Source organism: Pedobacter sp. 05L430, from assembly GCF_056397585.1.
On sequence record NZ_JBFTNT010000267.1, the window covers coordinates 1 to 5,913 of the forward strand.

7 protein-coding genes are annotated in these 5,913 nt (G+C 40.1%); 5 read left to right on the top strand and 2 right to left on the bottom strand.

The genetic code is table 11. From position 1 onward, the window contains the following. The 3 genes from AC1DG9_RS22020 to AC1DG9_RS22030 form a co-directional block, all read left to right on the top strand. Positions 1-265 (top strand): hypothetical protein (locus tag AC1DG9_RS22020; protein WP_477635241.1); only part of this gene is annotated, 265 nt, incomplete at its 5' end. Positions 266-365: 100 nt separating this feature from the next. Then, the gene (locus AC1DG9_RS22025; protein WP_477635242.1) at positions 366-1,274 is read left to right on the top strand and encodes an NAD(P)-dependent oxidoreductase; all 909 of its coding nucleotides are present in this window, start codon (positions 366-368) and stop codon (positions 1,272-1,274) included. Between the two features lie 339 nt (positions 1,275-1,613). Then, the gene (locus tag AC1DG9_RS22030) at positions 1,614-2,663 is read left to right on the top strand and encodes a response regulator (RefSeq protein WP_337716633.1); all 1,050 of its coding nucleotides are present in this window, start codon (positions 1,614-1,616) and stop codon (positions 2,661-2,663) included. A gap of 181 nt (positions 2,664-2,844) precedes the next feature. On the opposite strand, the gene AC1DG9_RS22035 is transcribed toward AC1DG9_RS22030, so the two are convergent. Beyond that, positions 2,845-3,219 carry a helix-turn-helix domain-containing protein gene (locus AC1DG9_RS22035; RefSeq protein WP_172659917.1) on the bottom strand — a complete coding sequence of 125 codons (375 nt, stop codon included), beginning with the start codon at positions 3,217-3,219 and terminating at the stop codon, positions 2,845-2,847. A gap of 1 nt (position 3,220) precedes the next feature. Further along, positions 3,221-4,627, bottom strand: a complete 1,407-nt coding sequence (locus AC1DG9_RS22040; protein WP_172659916.1) for a L,D-transpeptidase scaffold domain-containing protein — start codon at positions 4,625-4,627, stop codon at positions 3,221-3,223. A gap of 316 nt (positions 4,628-4,943) precedes the next feature. Between AC1DG9_RS22040 and AC1DG9_RS22045 the strand changes: the two genes are divergently transcribed. Next, a complete protein-coding gene (locus AC1DG9_RS22045; RefSeq protein ID WP_157766335.1) occupies positions 4,944-5,354 on the top strand; it encodes a hypothetical protein in 411 nt (136 codons plus the stop codon). A 79-nt stretch (positions 5,355-5,433) separates the two neighbouring features. Next, positions 5,434-5,913, top strand: a 480-nt coding sequence (locus AC1DG9_RS22050) for a response regulator (protein WP_477635243.1), incomplete at its 3' end; no start/stop codon positions are given.

A 5,913-nucleotide genomic window follows, 5' to 3' on the forward strand; every position in this document is an offset into this window, starting at 1 on the left:
GGATTACCTTGCCGACACCCGGACCTTCAACACTTTAACCCAAAAACTCAATAAACACCACATTAGTGCAGTTTTCGACACCCTCGATTATGAAAAAACATTGATCGCAAACATCAACAAAAATATAAAAAGCATCAAACCGTCAATATTAATTATGTTCAGCAATCAAAGGAGAACAATTTTTGAAAAAATCTTTTTATCCAGTATTTCTGCTGAATTTTCTTCCGTTTCCAAGCTTCCATTACTGGTTTTCAGGAAGAAATAGCGATACAATTCATTCACCTGAATTATCAAACTCAATACATTTAATTTTTCCAATCATGAAAGCAATTTTTTACAGCACAAAATCCGTTGAGAAATCCCTGATGCTACATGCCAATAACCAAAGGCATGACCTTGTTTTTACCACACGGACATTGAGTACGGAAACCACCTCATTTGCCGAGGGGGCAGATGCAGTGGTCGTCTTCACCAATGATAACGTCACCGCACCTGTTATTCACAAGCTGGCAGCTTTAGGGATAAGGTACATTGCCACCAGATCTGTTGGAATAGATCATATTGACAGGGTCACCGCAGAAAAATATGGAATAAAGATCGCAAACATACCGGCCTACTCACCCCAGGCGATTGCTGAACATGCTGCCGCCCTTGCCCTTGCATTAAGCCGTCATCTGGTGCAGGCAAGCCAACAATGTCAACATTTTAACTTTAGCCTGAATAACTTAATTGGCTTTAATTTCTACGGAAAAACAGTAGGCTTGATTGGCCTGGGACACATCGGCAAGGCGGCAATACCAATTTTCAAGGGACTTGGGTGCAAAATTATCGGATATGATATCCTCCCCGGGCAGAATTTACCCGACATTGAGATGGTTGACCTGGATGCTCTGTATAAAAATGCTGACGTCATTTCCCTCCATATCCCGTTAAATGAACAGACCAAACAAATTATTGACTGCACGAGCATTGAAAAAATGAAAACAGGAGTGATGATCATCAATACCGCACGCGGAGGTTTGATCAAAACAACAGACGCCCTGGATGCGCTGAAAAGAGGTAAAATCGGCTATTTAGGCCTTGACGTGTATGAAAATGAGCATGGCTTATTTTTTGAAGATCATGAAGCAGACCAGGTCAKGGATCCGCTATTGTCGGAACTGATGAGGATGCCTAATGTACTGATTACACCACATCAGGCATTTCTAACCACCGAAGCTTTGGAAGAAATAGCCCACGAAACGATAAATACCCTTAACAGCTGGGAAAATTGATTTTTATTAATGCCCCGGATTGATGAAGATAAAATGGGTGCGGTTTTAAGGTGTAATTTACAAGAGGCTTGCTCTTTTTTTTCTATTTGCGTCTCAACAGCAGGAAAAACCAGGAAATTTTTCGCACCTAAGATTCAATCAGAACATGACATAAATAACATAAGATATTGATAAACATTATTATAAACTCAAATAAATACTGTACTTACTTTATATCAATATATCCATTTAAGTGAAGTAGATTTCGGAACAAATTTTAATTTTTATCTGTGTTAATGGAAAATAATTGCCTAACTTACCATCTGTCACACTTTAAGTTTTTTACCTTCATCTGGAATCATGAAAACTGTATTGATCATCGAAGACGACAACGATATCAGGGAAGGCTGTGCGGAGATACTGGAACTATCCGGATACAAAGCACTTAAGGCTAATAACGGAAAAGCAGGAATCGAGCTTGCCAGCCAGCATAAGCCTGATATTATTTTGTGCGACATTATGATGCCCGAACTGGATGGATATGGAGTGTTGTATTTACTCGGCAAAAACAGTGCTACCTCTGAAATACCATTTATTTTCCTGACCGCCAAGACCGAACGGATTGATTTCAGAAAGGCCATGGAAATGGGTGCTGATGATTACCTGACCAAGCCTTTTGATGATATGGAATTAATCACTGCAATAGAAACCAGAATCAACAAATGGCAAAAACAGAAAGATGCCTACCGCAGTACATTAAATCACCTGGAGAGACTATCGCTGAACCCGGGAGATGGGATGAACGAGCTTAAAGCGCTTATTGCCGGCCGTAAAATCAAACGCATAAAAAAAAAACAGGTGCTGTTTTATGAAGGAGACAGCCCTCAGGGATTATACCTGCTTATGGAGGGCAGCATCAAAATGATCAAACGAGCCCTTGATGGTCGGCAATTGATCACCAGTTTATATAAACCAGACGACTACATCGGCCTGGACTCGCTATTGCTTGAAGGAGCGTACACTGAGACTGCTGAGGCAACGGAACATACTTCGGTTTGTTTATTGCCAAAGGAACTTATTGTAAACTTATTGAACAAATATCCGGAAGTAAGTCGTCAGTTTATCAAAATATTGTCCAAAGACATCCACCAAAAAGAAGAACAGCTATTAGAACTGGCCTACCTTTCGGTACGAAAACGCATCGCACAGGTGCTATTGCGTTTAAGTAAGACCTCAGCCTCTCCCATCCTGTTAAACATATCAAGAGACGAGCTAGCTGAACTGGCCGGAGTTGCCCTGGAAACAGTAAGCAGAACACTTTCAGATTTTAAGGAAGAGGGCCTGATAGAAAAGAATGGCAATCAGCTATGCCTGATCGACATTAGTCGCATCACCAAGTTGAAGAACTAATCTGCTGTAAAAGGGTCCTGCTGATGACAAGCGCATTTTCATCATTTCGCCAGGCAGTTCGTTTAATTGGCTGCATAAACTAATAATATAAAAACGAGAATTCTGATAAAATGAACCAACCCAGTTCAAAACTTCTAGCTGAACCACAGACTGGACTGAGGGATGAAGGATCGGTTTGACGCTAAAGTTCAATTTTATCGGTGAGCTGATTATATTCCTCGAGTAAAACAATGTACTTCCGCATCCAGTAATGCACATGCTCTTCTGGAAGAGAGGGGTCTGACAATTTAAGATGCGTTTTATCTACCTTACCAGGTTGATCATCACTGAAACTCAAATCCTCACCAAGCTCTTTGCTGAAATCATGGTTGATGATCCTTCCTATAGCTGATAATAGACTTATATCTAATGTACGCTGTTCAAACCAGTTATACAAAGTCCTTCGAGAGACCTTCATTCTTCTGGATACCTCACTAATGCTTATTTCCTCACGCCGAACTGCACGTTCCAGGATTCCCAACACATACGCCCCATAATAATTCTTAACAAAATTCACTTCATAAATTATCGGCGAGGCTGGGCTCACTCATTCCATAAAGCTGGTTTTCCAGGGTTTCATCCAAATGATAAATATCCTTGTAAAAAACCGGCAGTCCTTCCTGGATCTCACAAGTGAGGTATGTGATCTTAACCGGAACCGGGTTCCTCAGTATGAAGTTCCTTTTCTGATAGGCATTTACCGACTTCTGCATCAAGGGAATTTTACTTTCTGAACCATCGTACTTTAGTAGCAATTCAGCCAGTCTCTCCGCCTGCTGAACCCGGATGCATCCATGACTTAGCGCCCTTAGATCTCGCTCAAAAAGTGCTTGATTGGGGCTGTCGTGTAAATAAATATTGAATTTATTTGAGAATTGAAATACCAGCGCGCCTAAAGAGTTGTCGCAAGCATTGGACTGCCGGGCAAAATAATGCGCCGGATTACTATTTATCTGTCTTATCCTGTAACTGTTTATTGCAATATGCTTTCCCTTGATATCGTATATCTCATAATGATTGTGCTCAAAAAAATCCGAGTTTTTAATAGCCTGTGGCAAGAGCGTTTGCGTAAAAACATGTTGTGGAACCTTGCGGTCCGGTCCGGTAGTAATTTGAGTTACACTACTGCTCAACACAGGCGTTTGTGTTTCAGCTTTGCCCACGATTGCCTTAAAATCATAAGTGGTATCTTTTTCGTGTAGCTTTACTGAATAGGACGGAATATTGATGTGGATATAATTAAATCCATTAATATTCGCCCATCTTAGTCTCTCCATATTAATGGCAATTTTTCTTGCCTCAGTTTCGGGCACTTCATAACAGTCGTCGACATACTGTCCCTTTATCAGTCTCATATAACTTTGTAGTTGCTCATATTCCTTAGTCTTTGGTTGTACGCTGAGCAGGGTCAACATGAAGTCCTTTCCTTTTAGCGCACCGATGAGCTCAGATTCGGCACTAAATCCCTTTAACCCTCCACCATCTATCTTTGCTGAGCTAACTTCAGGGTTGAGCTTTCCGTAATGCAAATGGTTCATAAAAGTAATCAGCGCATCAGTCAGCAACAGATCATACTGAGCTTTGGCTACCTCACTGACCTTTTCAGGCTCATTGATCATGGTTCTTAAGCTGTCATAGGACAGTTTTTCTGGATGGTAATCGTTATGATTAAGTCCAAATTGAAGCACACAGTCCAGCAAAAGCATCCCCGTCCAGGTTTGGCCCGCCTTGTCTTTAGGTTTGATCCATGCATAATTAAAGCCGTTTGCCTTATAAAACCTTTTGACAGAGTTTGGATAACACAATTCAATACCGAAGGTTGACTTTTTCATTTCAGCTAAGATTGCCTGCTGAGATTTGGCTTCCTGGCATTTTACTGCTGAAACAGCACCTAACAAAAATACCAAATTCACTAAAATCTTCATATCCATTAAATTAAACCCTAAATTTCCAGGTTATTACGCGACTATTTAATGATCCGCGTCACGGATTAACTTGATTTAACACAGCTTTTTAAACCAGGAAGATCTGTTAAAAGACTCCTTATCGATTAAATTCCATGAAAGCTGTTCAGTGGTCTTGTCATTAATAAATAAGCAAAACGATCTTTTCTGAAGACCCCAGTCTGAAACCAAGCCATTTTCCCCTCAAAACGTGATGAATATCATGTATAAAACTGAGCTCCATCAATTGAAAAACAGTGAATTAAGGGAACATTTACACATTATTAAACCTTATGTTATGACACCTGCAACAACAATTGAAAACAATGAACTCGAAACAGAGTTACAGGAACTATTCCTCATTGGCAAGCAATGGACCACTGACCTGTCGTTTATCGAATGCGAATTGACCACGCTTAATAAGCTCTTTAAAAAAGCTTCCTTTATGCTGGTCAAAAGTGATTTTGACAGACTTTCAGGTCTAAACCGTATTTGCGCAGATTTGAAAAATAGACTACGCGAATATTTCGGGCAACTTAAACCACTGATTACAGATCCAAAACAAACTATTGACTTCAGTTTAATAGATCAATATACGTTGCTGGAACGGGAATTGGAAGAGGCTCTGCAGCGCCTGCAGATATTCAAAAACAAAATCTTTCAAACCAATAAGCATCAGCTAAAAAATCCCAGTTCGACTACATCGTAAATCTGCTGAAGCGGATTGCGATCGGGAAATATGGGGGCCAACTTCAAAGAGTCTTCAGATTTTAATATCATATTTACGTATGAAATTTCTAATTATTGAAGACGAAGAAGGCTTAAGGCAAAGTATTGACCAGTATTTGACGGCTGAAGGAAATATTTGTGACTGTGCTTCAAATTATGAACAGGGATATCAAAAATTGTCTATTTACGATTATGACTGCGTTTTATTGGATTTAACCCTTCCTGATGGAGAAGGGCTTCAGCTCTTAAAGTATCTTAAAAAGCTCAATAAGGCAGATGGCGTACTCATCATTTCAGCGCGCAATTCCCTGGATCAGAAAATTGAAGGATTAAGCCTCGGTGCTGACGACTACCTGATCAAACCTTTCCATTTATCCGAACTTTATGCCAGAACACTAGCGATTATAAGACGACGTAATTTCAATGGAAACAGCCTTTTGAGTTTCAATGAACTGGAAATTGACACCGCCTCAAAGGAAGTCAAAGTAAATGGCCAGCTTGTGTACCTAACCAGAAAAGAATTTGACCTTCTTTTATAT